The organism is Bacillus sp. JJ722 (assembly GCF_036963345.1).
GTDB lineage: Bacteria > Bacillota > Bacilli > Bacillales > DSM-1321 > Bacillus_AD.
Genome location: NZ_JBALMO010000122.1, coordinates 1 through 14,098, shown reverse-complemented (window position 1 = coordinate 14,098; position 14,098 = coordinate 1). Strand labels below are relative to the sequence as shown.

Genomic DNA, 14,098 nt, shown 5'->3' with positions numbered 1-14,098 from the left:
TCCTACAAAAGCACGATATGCTTTAATATATCTTTTGGAAAAAATCTATTTAGAAATCTTCAATGTTAATTATGAAGAGAAGCTAGAACGAATAAAAAATACAAGTCATCATTTTAAAGGATGAAACTATTTTGTTAAGGAATTCATATAATAGGGGAATGCTCTTTTTTTTGAATCAAATAAGAACAAATTCTCAATATAATATCAATTATTGAAAATTTGTTTTTATAGGAGTATAATTCAATTTGAGGAAAACGTTTTCATCAAATGATATTAAATCCTATGAGGAGATGAGAAGCATGGCAATTAAAAGTTTTGTTGCTGTGACTGGGTGTGCTGCCGGAATAGCGCACACCTACATGGCCCAAGCCGCTTTAGAAAAAGCAGCAGAAGAATTAGGTATTAAGGCTAAAGTTGAGACTCAAGGAACTATCGGTACAGAAAATGAATTGACAAAAGAAGAAATTGAAAATGCTGATGTCGTTATCATTGCAGCAGACATCAATATTGACAAGAGCCGTTTTGCAGGTAAAAAGATTTTAGAAGTCGATACAAATAAAGCATTAAAGGATCCTAAAAACTTAATTTTAACTTCTTTAGAAAACGCTATCATTTATAGTGGCAAAGGAACAAAAGTCGGTGGGAAAATGGAAATTGGAACATCTTCAAATAAAATTGTACGTTATTTAATGTCTGGTTTAACCGACATGATTCCAGTAACAATTGCCGCGGGTTTATTACTAGCAATTGCTAACGCATTTGCGTTTCATCCAGATCCTGAAAATGCTAATTTAGTAGTTTGGGGATTTTCTGAGGATGCAAAAGGCGAGTTTTTCTCAAAATTGTTTGATCTAGGTAAAATCGGTTTTACTTTAATGATTCCGATATTCGCAGCAGGTGTTGCCCGTGCCATTGGAGATAAACCAGCAGTTGCGCCTGCATTTATTGCTGGTTACATGATTAATGATGCAGGTTTTTTAGGAACAGAAACAGGTGCGGGATTCTTAGGAGCAATTATTGTTGGTTTTGGTGTCGGTTATCTAGTTCGGTTACTTAAAAAGATACCTTGGCCTAATCTGGTTAAGCCAGTTGTTCCTATTCTGATTATTCCGTTAATTTCAACATTTATTTCTTTCGTTATCATTTATTACTTAATTGGTCAACCAATTGCGTTAGGTATGAATTCTCTTTATACATTTATTAATGATATTACAATTAACTATGCTGGTGCCCCAATAATATATGGAGCAATTCTAGGAGGCATGATGGGTGTTGACTTAGGAGGACCTATTAATAAGACAGCGATGCTTGTATCTTCAGCAATCTTCGTTGATACAATGGCTCAATTTGGTCCTGAAGGTGTAAATGCAATTCCTCAAGCTGCTACAGGTGCAGCAATTGCAGTAGCACCACTTGGCGCAGCGATTGCTACATGGATGTTTAAAAAATATTTTACTACTGAGGAACGTGCCCTTGGATCTTCAGCATTTGTAATGAGCTTAGTAGGAGTTACTGAAGGCGCAATTCCATTTGCAGCAGCGCATCCATCTCTTATCATTGCCAATACACTATCATCTGCTTTATCAGGAGCATTAGTCGCTTCCTTAGGTATTCACTTCTATGGAGGAGTCGGTTCTCCTCTGGGAGCATTTGTTGGTTATACAACTGGGCCAGCTTTATCATGGTTATGGTGGATTATTATAATCGTTTTTGCAGCATTTGTTAATGCTTTTCTATACAGATTTATCTTGAGAAAGCGAGTGATTGCTAATGTCTAATATTTTTAATAAAGAAAATATATTTATCGTAGATGAAGAACTAGAGGATAAGAATTCATTATTTAAAGTAATTGCTAAAAAAGCAAGTAGTTTGGGATATGTGTATTCGGAAGAAGAGTGCTATCGAGGATTATTGGCTCGTGAAAATCAACAAACGACGGGTTTTGAGGGTGGATTTGCCATTCCGCACTGTAAAAATAATACGATAAAAGAACCTAAACTATTACTTTTTAAAACGTTACCTATTCCTTGGGATAGTTTAGATGGTCAACCAACTGTTTTTTCATTCGTCTTACTTATTCCAGAACAATCAGCGAAAGAACATTTGCAATATTTAGCAAAAATAGCAAGGTCATTAATTGATCAAGAATATCGTCAGGAACTATTAGTGGCTGATAAAGAAAACATCTATTTGAAAGTAAGTAAAAAATTGGAGGTTTGATTTTAAATATGAGTAAAGTACATGTAGTCAATCACACACATTGGGATAGGGAATGGTATTTTACAACTGCAGATGCGATAGTATTAAGTGAAAACTGTTTTACAGAGGTTTTAGATGAGTTAGTAAATAATCCACAAGCTAAATTTTGCTTAGATGGTCAATCATCAATTCTGGATGATTATGTTCAATTAAGACCAGATAGAATTAAGCAAATTGAAAAATTTGTTAGTCAAAATCGTTTAGCAATAGGTCCTTGGTATACGCAAACTGATGCATTTTTTGTTAATGCAGAATCAATCATTCGAAATCTAACAGTAGGAATAAGAGATAGTAAAAAATATGGTGATTATATGAAAATAGGTTATTTGCCTGATACTTTTGGCTTTAATGCGCAGATGCCTACTATTCTAGAAAACTGCGGAATTGATAATATCATTTTTTGGAGAGGGATTAATTTTAATAAACATGTTAAAGGTCCTTACTTTAAATGGAAAGGACTTGGCGAAAAAGAAATTATAGCTGTAAATTTAGTTGATGGTTATGGTTCAGCATCACACTTGAAAGATACTAATGATTATCTTGAAAGAAAATTATTTCCTAATACTAAAAAAATAAATAATTTAAGCAAACAACAAGAGGTTCTAATGACAGCAGGTGGAGATCAATTAGACATAATAAATGATTTGCCACAAAAATTACTTTCTATTAATGAAAAAACAGAGGACCAATATGAAGTAAGCACATATGAAACATTCATGGATTATTTACGAACGCAGGAAAATTTGGACATGTATGAAGGTGAGTTTAGAGAACCTTGTACAGCACGGGTGCACAAATCCATTGGATCAGTTAGGTATGATATCAAACGATTTAATTTTATTATTGAGCAAAAACTATTAAATCGAGTTGAACCGTTGATTGCAATTGCAAGAGCGAACGGTATCAATATTAGTGAGAAACTGTTACATGTCGCATGGAAGAAAATACTTGAAGGGCATGCACATGATAGTATGGGCGGTTGTGTGTCTGATGATGTAGCAATCGATATCATTCATCGTATGAAAGAAGCAAATGAAATGGCAGATGGAATTGAAAACATAATTGTTAAGCGTCTATCTGAACAAATGAAGTTAACAGATAAAGAAATCATTGTATTTAACACCCTACCAACTCCGTATAAAGGATATAAAGTCGTTGAATTTATGGCACCTTCAAAGAACATTAGACTAAAAGGTTATGAAGATGCACTATTGTTAGAAGCTGTATATTATGATGGGAAAGATAATTTATTACTAGAAACACCAGAAGGGCCAAAATATATAAATGAGGATCCTTACTACAAGCTCAAGGTACTAATCAATATTGATTTACCAAGTATGGGGTACCGTGTAATTGATTTTGAAGATGTAGAACCAACTATTTTAGAATTGGAAGCAACAAAAGATACAAATATAAGTAATAAGTATTATCGTATTAGTTTCAGTGATAATGAATTAGAGTTAACAACGCATTTCGGGAAAAAAATACGTAACTTCATTCAATTTGAAGATAGTGGAAATGATGGTGATACGTATGATTATTCACCTTTACGAGGAGACAAGCCAGAATTACTATCTTTATCCCTTGATAAGATAGAGAAAGCTCCACAAGTAGAGGTAATGACACTAACAGGTACTTTCCATTTGCCATATCAATTAAGTGATCGACTTAACCCAGAAGGCAAAAGAGATATATTATCTATTGAGTTGATGATAAGCCTTACAAAGGACACAGACAGAATCGAATGCTCATGTAAAGTAGATAATCAAATTTATAGTCATCGACTACGCGTTAAAATCAATACTGATGTTATGGCTAAAGAGACGATTGCTTCATTACCTTTTGGTTATATTCGTCGTCCAGTCCTTAATGGAGAGCCACAAAATTGGCAGCAAGAGTTTGTTGAATGTCCAATAGATATTGAACCATATGATGCGTCAGTTGCAGTGGAGTCCAATCAATATAATATTAGTGCATTTGGCAAAGGGATAAAGGAATATCAGTTTATTGGTGAAAGTCTTTATTTAACCTTATTTGCAACGACTAGTCAGTTAGGGAAGCCAAACTTGGTTTATAGACCTGGACGTGCATCAGGAGATACGACAAAAAAAGGTCATGTTATGATACCGACACCAAAAGCTGAATTAATAGGTATAAATGAATTTGAATTTTCTTTCCGTGTAGCTGAAGGTCAATTTGATGAATACTCTGCAGCTAAATGTTGGGAAGAGTATACAATTGAACATATTAGTTATCAACCACAAATGTTGAATAAATTTATCTATCGTTTGGATAATAAAGTTCAACCACGTGAAAAGCTATTATCTTCACCTTTAGAATTTTCGTTGTTAGAAGTAAGTGAAGAGAATCTGTATAGCAGCTTGTCTCCATCTTTATATGATGAAAATGCATTTTTATTACGTATAAAAAATCCAACGAAAGAGGATAGGCAGTTACTACATTATGATTTTAGCCAATTTAAACGTGTCGTTAAAGTTAATTATATTGAAGATATTTGTGAAGATGAAAAATATATTATTCCTGCATATGACACGTTAACTCTTAAATTATGGCTTTAAGTACAACTGTATTTCGGATACAACTGCTTGCTTTTTCGCTAATTACATCGTTATTGATTTTTCAATATGAGCCATTGATGAGCGATAAAGGTGTGCCAATATCCTTAAGTCTAGTTATATTCAGCATTTCTCAAATCATTATCATGCTAGCCACATTATTTTGGGGTAAAGCGATAACGTATGTGCAAAACGGAAATAGACTAATTGAGATATCACTTATAATTCGCATAATCATTACAAGTATAATGTATTTTATTGAACAGAATGACCTTTTTATCTTATTATTCCTACTCTATCACACGGTATCATCTAGTATTGATATAACGTTTGAAGGGATGCTAGGACGTTGGGCTTACAATCAAAATCGTCCATTTGGTAAATTTCGTTTATTTGGTTCGATTGGTTATGCAAGTAGTGGTTTAATTGCTAGTTTCATATACGCACTAACGAAGCAAATTGATTTTTTACTCCTTTTTATCATGGTTATTAACATTATCATTTTAGTGGGAACAATTTTGTTCCCACTAAATGTTCAAATGAAGAATAGGGTTAAGCAAAAAAAAGAACCTATAGATAAAAAAGTGTATTTGCTTATATTGTTAGGAGCATTGATTACGAATTTACCTAATAGCTTTGGTGTAGTATTAAATAGTCATTACAGATCAACATTTCATTTAACTGTTGAGGAAGCTACGTTTTATACTGGTCTTGCTTTATTAGTTGGCTCATGTATTTCAGAGGTTACTGGTTTTTATTATGTTGATAGACTAATTCAAAGGTTTCAAGCAAAGAACATTATTTTAATAGGAATGATGTTGTGTCTAATTCGTTGGTTAATAGCAATATTTGCAGATAGTTCTGTTATGTTTACGGCAACTTATATTTTTCACGGTATAAGCTTTGCGCTAATTTACCTAGGCTGCGTTACTTTTGTAAAAGAAACGCATGGGGAAGAATCAGTTAATAAAACTGTAATTAATTTTTCTTTGATGGCAGCGTTAATCGGTTTTTTATTTACACAATTATTTTCAGTTGTATTAACCTATTATACAACGGGCTTCCTTCTAGGATTATTTATAATTATCAGTTTGTTTGTTAGTTTATTGTATTACTACTATTATTGGAAGTGATTTATATGAATTACCTTGCCCTTGATATAGGGGGGACTAATACTAAATATGCGATTATTTCTAATGATGGGAAGTTGTTGAAGAAGCAGGAAGTAAAGACTCCAACAAGTTACGAGTACTTACTGGATTTTATTATTACTACTTTCCATAATGAGAATGTAAATTCAAAGTTTATTGGATTAAGCTGCCCAGGAATTTATGATCCTACATTAAATCAAATAACCGGTTCTTCAGCGTTGAGTTATTTAATTGACAAAGATATCGTTGGAGACATAAAAGGCGTTTTACCAACGGTTGATGTTTTAATTGAAAATGATGGTAATTGTGCATTGCTAGGTGAAGTTTGGAAGGGACACGCACAAAATGTTAGTGACGCTGCGATTATTGTAGTGGGAAGTGCAATTGGGGGAGGAGCCTTTGTTAATGGTCAGCTATTAAGAGGTGCTTTCTTAAATGCAGGTGAGTTTGGATACATGATGATTGATAATAACGTTGAAAATCAATCATATCACTCTTTTGGAGGTAAGGGTGGTCTTAATGGATTAATCAGACTAGCCCAAAAACAAGGTTATCCTGTTACAAATGGTCTCGAACTTTTTCAAGAAATGGAGGGTAATCCTGAAATTCGTTTGTTTGTCGAACAACAACTATTATATACTGCTATTGGTATCATCAATATACAGTATGTTTTAGATCCATCCATTATTATTATTGGTGGTGCGATAAGTAAGAATGAGAAGTATATTGAGTTGTTGAATAAAGCTTTAGAAAAAATAATGTTGCAACGACCTCTTTATAAAGTCAGACCACATATCATGCCTGCAAAAAATAGTAATGATGCCAATCTATTATGAATTGTATATAAATGTATACAAACAATATCTAAATACGGAATTTGTGAGAATAAACAACAATAAATATTTGGCAATGCTACTAATCTAACATTAGATTGGTGGCTTTTTTTAATTATCAAGGTAAATTTAAAAATCGGTTTTTCGAAATAGGAAGTTTTCTAAAAATAATGGTTTAAATGAAAAAGATGGTAGATTTAGACCATCTTTTTTGAGATTATTTTATAATATTAATAAGGTTGTAAACTGGAGGGATGTTAAGTGTTATATGGTGGCATAGAAGCCGGTGGTACAAAATTTGTATGTGCTGTAGGAAATCAGCATGGGGACATTATTGAGAGAATCTCTGTTGAAACAACGACTCCAAAAGAAACAATGGAAGAAGTGATTTCCTTTTTCGGAAAATTTGACATCGCTTCTATTGGCATTGGTTCTTTTGGGCCGATTGATGTGAATGAAGAAAGTTCGACTTATGGATCAATCACAACAACTCCAAAATTGGCTTGGCGAGGTTATCCTTTTGTAGCTGCTATGAAAGAAGCTTTTCATGTACCAGTTGGATTTAATACAGATGTGAATGTGGCAGCTCTCGGAGAAGTTACATATGGTGCAGCAGCAGGACTTGATAGTTGTTTATATATTACAATAGGAACGGGTATAGGAGCTGGAGCTGTTGTTCGAGGCGAGCTTTTGAAAGGGTTGTCTCACCCTGAAATGGGGCATATTTTAGTACGACGTCACCCGCAAGATACATATGTTGGGAATTGTCCATATCATAAAGATTGTCTTGAAGGATTAGCAGCAGGTCCAGCCATCAAAGCACGTTGGGGAAAAAGAGGAATGGACCTTCAAAATCAGCAAGAAGTATGGGAAATAGAAGGTTATTATATTGCTCAGGCACTGATGCAGTATATTTTGGTGCTATCGCCGAAGAAGATTATTATTGGCGGTGGTGTTATGAAGCAAAAACAATTGTTTCCTATTATCTACAGACATGTAACAAAATTGATTAATCATTATGTGGAATTACCTGCAGGAAGTGAGTATATTGTTAGCCCGAAATTGGGCGATAATTCTGGAATTATAGGCTCGCTAATTTTAGCCCATCAAATGCATACTGAATCACATTGATCTATTTGTATCATATTTAGAAATAATTAAACGAGCTATTCTTTATGTTTAGAAAGAATAGCCCGTTATATTTATTAAATGGTTTGCTCCAAATATTCAATGCTTTTCTTCAATCGACGTAATCCTTCTTCAACTTTATCACGAGGGCAACCGATGTTCATTCGGATGTAGCCTTTGGCGTCTTCGCCGTATGTTTCACCAGGCATAATCGCAACTTTCCCATGATGTACAAGTGCGTTTTTAAGTTGTTCACTTGTAAAAGGAAGCTCTGATACATCAATCCATGCTAAGTATGTTGATTCTGGTACAACAAGACGGATAGTGGGAATATGTTGTTGCAAGAAGGTTTGAACTAGTTTTAAGTTTTCCTTCACATACTCATTTAGTTCATCCACCCAGTCATCGCATTGCTCATATGCAACAATTGTTGATAGTGTACCAAATACACTTGCACAGGAAATACCATCGCGGTTTTTCAATGTTACAAGGAATTTTTCCCGAAGTGCTTCATCAGGAATGATACTATACGAACCACTTAAACCAGGTGTATTAAATGTTTTACTTGCAGAAGTACAAATGCATACTTTACTTACATCTGTAGCAGCATTAATGATTGGAATATGAGGGTTGGTGCCATGCACAATATCCATGTGAATTTCATCTGAAATAATATAGACATTATGCTCATTACATAAAGCAATAATCCGATTTAATTCTTCTGAAGTCCATACGCGACCTGTTGGGTTTTGCGGACTGCAAAGAAGTAGCACTTTAGCTCTTGGATGAGCTAATTTTGCTTCTAAATCGGTAAAATCAATTGTGTAAATGCCATTATTATTACGTAATGGATTGCTAGAGAGTGTACGATTATTATCATGAATTAGTTTAAAGAAAGCATCATATGCAGGTGTTTGTGTCACAATGTAATCGCCTTCTTCTGTTAAAAATTCAATTAGTTTAGAAATTGAATAAATAACGGTTGGACTATATACAACCCAATCTTCTTCAATATAACATTTGAAACGTTTAGTATACCAATGACTAATAGCACCTTTGAATTCAGAATGATTCCATCTCGTATAACCGAAAATTCCATGTTGCATTCGCGTTTCCATTGCTTTTAATATCTCAGGTGGACAAAGGAAGTCTGTATCTGATATTGAGAAGGGAAGAAGATCCTTTTCTCCAAATCGATCTTCAATATAATCCCATTGTGTACAATACGTACCTAAGCGGTTAATTCTTTCATCAAAGTTATATTTCATCTTTTAAAACCTCTTTTTGTAAAAGTAAGAGAAGAGCAGATGCTCTCCTCTTTATTTCTATGCAATCAGAACAATTTTTCCATTTGTGATTTTAGTATCGCCACTTGTGGTCCGATGATTACTTGCAAGCTGTGATCATCTAGTTTAACGATTCCAAGTGCTCCACATTCTTTTAACACAACATCATTCACTTTGTTCATGTCATTCACAACAAGACGTAAACGTGTAATACAGTTATCTAATGTTTCAATATTTTCTTTTCCACCTAATGCTGTCAAAATTCTTTCGGCGTTGTGGCTTGTACCTTTTGATGAAGTAGGCATAGATTCTTCGTTATCCCCATCTTTTGCTTCTTCGCGACCAGGTGTTTTAAGATCCCATTTCGTAATTGCAAAGCGGAAGATGAAATAATAAATTGCAAACCAAGCTGCACCAACTACAAGTACAAGATACCATTTTGTTTTGAAGCCTTGCATAATACCAAAGATTAAGAAGTCGAGAATACCCCCATCTGTATTTCCGATTGTTACATCAAGCATTGCCATAGTCATGAAACCAAGACCAGTTAATACAGCATGTATTAAGAATAATACTGGTGAGATGAATAAGAATAAGAACTCGATTGGTTCAGTGATACCTGTTACTAGTGTTGCGATTACACCAGAGATTAATAATCCTTTGATTTTTTTCCGATTTTCAGGACGTGCTGTATGATAAATAGCTAATGCTACAGCGGGTAATCCGAACATGAATGATGGCATTTTACCTTGAGATAAGAATGCAGTAGCATCTGGGCTGAATGGAAGTCCAGCTTGTAATTGCGCATAGAAGATGTTTAGTGCACCAGAGATTGTTTCTCCGTTCACAACTTCTGTACCACCAGCTTCTGTGAAACGAATCATTGCAACTAAAATATGGTGTAAACCGAATGGTAGTAATAGACGTTCTCCGAAACCGAATAAGAATGGTCCGAATACACCAGCACCTTGAATGATTGAGCCGATACCGTTAATACCAGCAGCAAAGATTGGCCAAACCATCGGAATAGCTACCCCGACAATTGACATTACTAATGCAGTTATGATTGGAACGAAACGCGCACCACCGAAGAAGGCGAAGGCATCTGGTAATTTAATAGCATAGAATTTATTGTGAAGTAGGTAAACGATGATACCAGTGATAATACCGCCCAGTACACCCATCTCAATCGTTTGAATACCCATTACCATACCTTGACCAGCTGTACGCATCGCATCAGCAGCAGCTAATTGATCTGTTAGTGTTAAATAGAAATTAATAGATAAATTTAAAAGTACATAACCAACGAAACCAGAAAAAGCAGCTACACCTTTCTCATAACGTACAAGACCCAATGGAATAGCCATTGCAAAAAGTACAGGTAAATAAGTGAATGCAAATCCACCCACTGTGGACATCCAGCTAAAGATAGCTTGGAGAATATCATTTCCTAGAAAAGGAAATGTTTCAATTGTTGTAGGACTGGTAAAAGAACTTCCAATTCCAAGCATTAGTCCCATAAAAGCTAGCAACGCAACAGGAAGCATAAATGTCTTACCAATTCCTTGGAAAAATTCCCATAGCTTAGACTTTAGAGATTTTTTTTGACTCATCTCTTACATTCCTTTCTTGTTGAAGAATTGACTTTAGAATACTGCGAGAGATTGTTTCTTGCAATCGTTTTCATGTATTTTGTAAGGGCATACATTATTTGTAACTGCCGTACATTTTAATTACATAAAGCTATAAAGGGAAATAGAAAAGGACTAATGTAGGCTACAACAAACCTGTTCACTAGTCCATTTCTTACTATTTTTTGTTAGAGTATTCATTTACATATGTGATAATTATTAGGTCTAGTATAATACTTAATGGAAAGCGAGAGCTCATGTCTAAATCATCATAATACATGTTGACAATATAACCTTGTATGGATAATGTCGCATCTTGCAGTAGTCGATTATTATGCTGTCCTGTAATCGCAATGGTTTTAACATTTCGACTTTTTAAAATATGTGCATATTCAAGCATATTTAATGTTTCACCACTATAGGAAATCAGTATAGCTAAATCTTTCTCAGTTAAACTATTAGCCACACTTCTCAAGGCATCCCAATCTTCACGAGCGTTGCATAGTTTCCCAGAGAAGACTAATTTTCTAGCAGCATCAACACATGTAGGTAGTGAATTACCTACGCCAAAAAACTCTACTTGTGGACTTTCGTTAATATATTTGGCTGCTAATTTAATTTTTTCTTCATCGATTAGTTGAAGCGTTGTGTCAAGCTCTTCTTTTATGCGTTGTATATGACTACCGAGAGCGAAGGAAGAGGGAGATTGGAAGTTTACCTGCTTCTCCTCTGAGTCGGCTAACTTGCTCAATGTATATTTCATATCTTGAAAGCCTTGAAAACCTAATTGTTTACATGTTCGGCTAATTGTCGCAGTAGAAACAAAAATCTCTTTTGATATCTCTTGTACATTTAGTTTTGTTACGCGTTCAGGATTTCTTAATATGTACTCTAATACTTGTTTTTCAAGCTGACTTAATTGATCGCGATGTTGTGCTAGCTTTTTGAAAAAAATCTGCATTGCATGATTCACTCACTTTATTTAGATACTTACCTATACTATGGTCTATTTTTATGAAAAGATATATAGTAAATTTGTTTATTTTCACATATCACATTTTTAAAACTCAAACTCAAGTGTTTTACACTTCGTAACATACTCAAACCCTAACTTTTTTCCTAATCGTTTTGACTCTTCATTTGTTTCCATCGTTGACCAATGCGGTATTATCCCATCTTTCATACAATTCTCCAAATATGCTGCACATGCTAAAGTTGCTAGGCCTTTGTTCATTTCATCCTCGTCATATGTTTCTATACTGATTTCATGGTCTTTTCTATTTACACAGCAAGACAAACAAGCGCTGACAATTTTATCACCTTTCATGACGCAGTAACCAAGCCCATGTGTAAGATAATCATCTATCGAATACCAAAATTCACATAAAACATCAAATAATATGTTATCTCGGTCGTTATTAATAATGTCAGCATCAATTTTTTTAATAGAATATCCATCTATCAGGGACTTATAGCTACTCTTAAGGTAATTGAACTTTTCTTGGTTAAATTGATAGTAATATTCATAATCGGGTTCATACTCTCTATGTGAAATAGCTTTTTCTACGACTTTTTCCCATTTTTCATCCTTAACAAGTGCAATAAAGTATGTACCACCACATGATTCATAAGTATCTATTTTTAATTGATTTTCAATAAACTCACGTAAATAATCGATGAATTTTTTATTAGTAGCGTCTCCTATGAAAATGCTAATAACACCTATTACATCGATCAACGCCGTTCGAGGTGTCTCTACATTATCAACGTATATCGTGCCTCTATTGGTACCGTTAATAATTGCATTTAGCGTCAAATCATTCTGTTGTTCGGGTGTTTGTAATAATGATCTTATCTTTTGATAATCTTTTTTATCAAGTTTATAAATCATTATGATACGCTCCTTCTTTTTTTAAAATTGCATAGACCAAATCAAATCGAAGTTACTTACATTAAAACTGGAGCACTAATCCGGTCTCACCTTCAAAGGTTTCTCCATTCGGTGTAAATCCTAATTGCTTGTAAAAATCAATAGGGCTTCCTTCACCAACTTCACAACTTGTTACCATTTCATTAATTCCATGGCCTTTTAAGTGTTTTATAAGTAATTCAATCGCTTGTTTGCCATAACCTTTTCCTTGATAGGGGCCAGCAATCATAAAACGCCATAAATAAATTCCGTGAACGTCTATACCATCATCATAGTTAGAACTTTGATGTAACATAATGAAACCAATTGCATGATCACCGGCATAAATAGATCTAAACCAAGCGTTTTCAGAAAAGGAAGCTTGAGCTATAGATATAGCATTATCAGCAACCATATCTCGTTGAACTTTAGAAAGGGTATTGCTCAAATTACATATCTCAAGAACATTTGTCGCATTTATTCGCCGAAAATGAACATCTTTCATTTTTGTCACTCCTTCATACGTTTCTATCTCATTACTAATCATTTAATAAATTGACACGAGTTATATACTGCCTGTTAGTTAGGCTACTACATGTTCACTGATAGGTAATATCTGCCTTTGTATAAGTGAAATGAAACTTTTAATTCGTTTGAATTCACAATAAGGCAGCGGAGCAAAGTCGTTTTGACAAAGCTCCTGTCTTAATTGCTGGTCATAGTCCACGTTCCTTTCTTGAGAGGATTCAAGTTCTTCGGCTAAGAGTATACGAGCTCGGTACAGTCGGGATTTTACCGTACCTTCTGGAACACCTATACAATCAGCTACTTGTTTAATTGTTAAATCTTTGTAATAGTGAAGGTGGATAACGATACGTAGATCCTTATCTAAATTCTTTATAGCATCCTTTAGTTCTATGACTTCGTATGGAACATTTGCCGCTTTAACACTAAGTATGATTCGATTGCTATTTTGGGCACGCTTCTTAGTCCGCAAAAATTGAATACACTCATTAATAAGTATCCGGAACATCCATGTTTTAAAGTAAGCAGGCTCTTTCAATGTATGTAAAGACCTGAAAGATTTAAGAATGGTTTCCTGTACAGCATCATCACAATCGGCATCTTGCTTCAGATAGGCACGAGCTAAACCATATAGATTGCGTTCGTATGTTTGAACCAACCTGCTAAATGCATCACCGTCTCCACGCATAGCTTGCCGGATATCCTGCTCAATATCTTGCTTTGTATTCACATTTTAGTACCTCCTTTAAAACTTCTTTATTTGTATTACATAAGTTTAGACGGAAAAGGAAGACTTAAGG

At 34.4% G+C, this 14,098-nt stretch carries 12 protein-coding genes; 6 read left to right on the top strand and 6 right to left on the bottom strand.

Annotation, left to right across the window (positions count from 1 at the left end):
* Window positions 1–299: 299 nt before the first annotated feature.
* From V7014_RS15670 to V7014_RS15645, 6 genes are all read left to right on the top strand, one after another.
* Window positions 300–1,778 carry a PTS fructose transporter subunit IIC gene (locus V7014_RS15670; protein WP_335508370.1) on the top strand — a complete coding sequence of 493 codons (1,479 nt, stop codon included), beginning with the start codon at window positions 300–302 and terminating at the stop codon, window positions 1,776–1,778.
* Complete coding sequence (locus V7014_RS15665; protein WP_335508369.1) at window positions 1,771–2,220, top strand: PTS sugar transporter subunit IIA; 450 nt, start codon at window positions 1,771–1,773, stop codon at window positions 2,218–2,220. Before V7014_RS15670 ends, V7014_RS15665 begins: the two co-directional genes overlap by 8 nt.
* A gap of 8 nt (window positions 2,221–2,228) precedes the next feature.
* Window positions 2,229–4,838: a glycoside hydrolase family 38 C-terminal domain-containing protein gene (locus V7014_RS15660; RefSeq protein WP_335508368.1), complete on the top strand. Its 2,610-nt coding sequence runs from the start codon at window positions 2,229–2,231 to the stop codon at window positions 4,836–4,838.
* Window positions 4,829–5,968 (top strand): MFS transporter, encoded by a 1,140-nt coding sequence (locus V7014_RS15655; protein WP_335508367.1) that lies wholly within the window; start codon window positions 4,829–4,831, stop codon window positions 5,966–5,968. Before V7014_RS15660 ends, V7014_RS15655 begins: the two co-directional genes overlap by 10 nt.
* Window positions 5,969–5,973: 5 nt before the next feature.
* Complete coding sequence (locus V7014_RS15650) at window positions 5,974–6,822, top strand: ROK family protein (RefSeq protein WP_335508366.1); 849 nt, start codon at window positions 5,974–5,976, stop codon at window positions 6,820–6,822.
* A gap of 258 nt (window positions 6,823–7,080) precedes the next feature.
* Window positions 7,081–7,950 carry an ROK family protein gene (locus tag V7014_RS15645; protein WP_335508365.1) on the top strand — a complete coding sequence of 290 codons (870 nt, stop codon included), beginning with the start codon at window positions 7,081–7,083 and terminating at the stop codon, window positions 7,948–7,950.
* A gap of 74 nt (window positions 7,951–8,024) precedes the next feature.
* On the opposite strand, the gene V7014_RS15640 is transcribed toward V7014_RS15645, so the two are convergent.
* The 6 genes from V7014_RS15640 to V7014_RS15615 form a co-directional block, all read right to left on the bottom strand.
* Window positions 8,025–9,215 (bottom strand): MalY/PatB family protein, encoded by a 1,191-nt coding sequence (locus V7014_RS15640; protein ID WP_335508364.1) that lies wholly within the window; start codon window positions 9,213–9,215, stop codon window positions 8,025–8,027.
* A gap of 65 nt (window positions 9,216–9,280) precedes the next feature.
* Complete coding sequence (gene malX, locus V7014_RS15635; RefSeq protein WP_335508363.1) at window positions 9,281–10,846, bottom strand: maltose/glucose-specific PTS transporter subunit IIBC; 1,566 nt, start codon at window positions 10,844–10,846, stop codon at window positions 9,281–9,283.
* A 196-nt stretch (window positions 10,847–11,042) separates the two neighbouring features.
* Window positions 11,043–11,837, bottom strand: a complete 795-nt coding sequence (locus V7014_RS15630) for a MurR/RpiR family transcriptional regulator (RefSeq protein WP_335508362.1) — start codon at window positions 11,835–11,837, stop codon at window positions 11,043–11,045.
* Between the two features lie 87 nt (window positions 11,838–11,924).
* Window positions 11,925–12,755 (bottom strand): GNAT family N-acetyltransferase, encoded by an 831-nt coding sequence (locus V7014_RS15625; protein ID WP_335508361.1) that lies wholly within the window; start codon window positions 12,753–12,755, stop codon window positions 11,925–11,927.
* A gap of 61 nt (window positions 12,756–12,816) precedes the next feature.
* A complete protein-coding gene (locus V7014_RS15620) occupies window positions 12,817–13,278 on the bottom strand; it encodes a GNAT family N-acetyltransferase (RefSeq protein ID WP_335508360.1) in 462 nt (153 codons plus the stop codon).
* A 78-nt stretch (window positions 13,279–13,356) separates the two neighbouring features.
* Window positions 13,357–14,028, bottom strand: a complete 672-nt coding sequence (locus V7014_RS15615; protein ID WP_335508359.1) for an RNA polymerase sigma factor — start codon at window positions 14,026–14,028, stop codon at window positions 13,357–13,359.
* Window positions 14,029–14,098: the final 70 nt, after the last annotated feature.

Coding starts and splice junctions, on each gene's coding strand:
- V7014_RS15660 (WP_335508368.1), top strand. CDS start 2,229: ATGAGTAAAGTACATGTAGTCAATCACACACATTGGGATAGGGAATGG.
- V7014_RS15650 (WP_335508366.1), top strand. CDS start 5,974: ATGAATTACCTTGCCCTTGATATAGGGGGGACTAATACTAAATATGCG.
- V7014_RS15665 (WP_335508369.1), top strand. CDS start 1,771: ATGTCTAATATTTTTAATAAAGAAAATATATTTATCGTAGATGAAGAA.
- V7014_RS15640 (WP_335508364.1), bottom strand. CDS start 9,215: ATGAAATATAACTTTGATGAAAGAATTAACCGCTTAGGTACGTATTGT.
- malX (WP_335508363.1), bottom strand. CDS start 10,846: ATGAGTCAAAAAAAATCTCTAAAGTCTAAGCTATGGGAATTTTTCCAA.
- V7014_RS15625 (WP_335508361.1), bottom strand. CDS start 12,755: ATGATTTATAAACTTGATAAAAAAGATTATCAAAAGATAAGATCATTA.
- V7014_RS15655 (WP_335508367.1), top strand. CDS start 4,829: ATGGCTTTAAGTACAACTGTATTTCGGATACAACTGCTTGCTTTTTCG.
- V7014_RS15670 (WP_335508370.1), top strand. CDS start 300: ATGGCAATTAAAAGTTTTGTTGCTGTGACTGGGTGTGCTGCCGGAATA.
- V7014_RS15620 (WP_335508360.1), bottom strand. CDS start 13,278: ATGAAAGATGTTCATTTTCGGCGAATAAATGCGACAAATGTTCTTGAG.